The sequence below is a fragment of the Burkholderia sp. Ac-20384 genome (assembly GCF_017104605.1).
Classification (GTDB): domain Bacteria; phylum Pseudomonadota; class Gammaproteobacteria; order Burkholderiales; family Burkholderiaceae; genus Burkholderia; species Burkholderia lata.
In genome coordinates, this window is sequence record NZ_JAAGPE010000723.1 from 1 (window position 1) to 707 (window position 707).

A 707-nucleotide genomic window follows, 5' to 3' on the forward strand; every position below is an offset into this window, starting at 1 on the left:
TACCTCGAGCGTGACCGTGCGTGCGCGCGCCGGCGCATCCGGTGCGCTCGCGGGCGCCTTCGCGCGCTGGAATTCGGAACCGACCGCCAGCACGCGCGCGCGCCGCACCACCGTCTCGGCTTCGAACGTGCCGGGCGACGTCGCCGAGCCGCCGATCTGCTGCGTCAGCAACACGTCGACGAAGTCGCCCGGCTGGATCAGCCCCGCGTTGCCCGACACGTCGTCGACCGGCACCGAGATCGCGCGCATGCCCGGCTGCAGCGCGGCCGCAAGAAAATCCGGCGCGCCCGCCGGTATCACGTTCTCGACGCGAATCGGTGCGCCCGCACCGACGTGGTTGCGCAGCAGCGCGCCCTTCAGGTCCGCGCCCGGCTGCGACTCGACGAATGCGCCAGCCGGCACCTGTGCGCGCGGCATGCGCTTCCATGCCAGATCGTTGTCGCGCAGCAGCAGCCCTTCCGGCAGATCGGCGGCAGCGACCCGCACGCGCGCCTGATCCGTTTCGGTGGCCACCGACGGCGTCGATGCGGCGACGTACAGTTCGCGCAGGATGAACGCACCGATGCCGGCGGCAACGACGAGCACAGCCAGTCTCAGCGGTTTGGGCATGGCGGCGTGCGTCCCCCCGGCTAGGTAAGCGAAACCGTGTGTGGAAACGACGCCCAGACGGCCAGCGTGCCGCCGAGCGCGAGCGCAACGCCGTACGG

1 protein-coding gene is annotated in these 707 nt (G+C 71.6%); it reads right to left on the reverse strand.

Features of this window, described 5'->3' with window-relative positions:
- Positions 1–609, reverse strand: a 609-nt coding sequence (gene cpaB / locus G3O00_RS43030; protein ID WP_206146636.1) for a Flp pilus assembly protein CpaB, incomplete at its 3' end; no start/stop codon positions are given.
- Positions 610–707 lie beyond the last annotated feature (98 nt).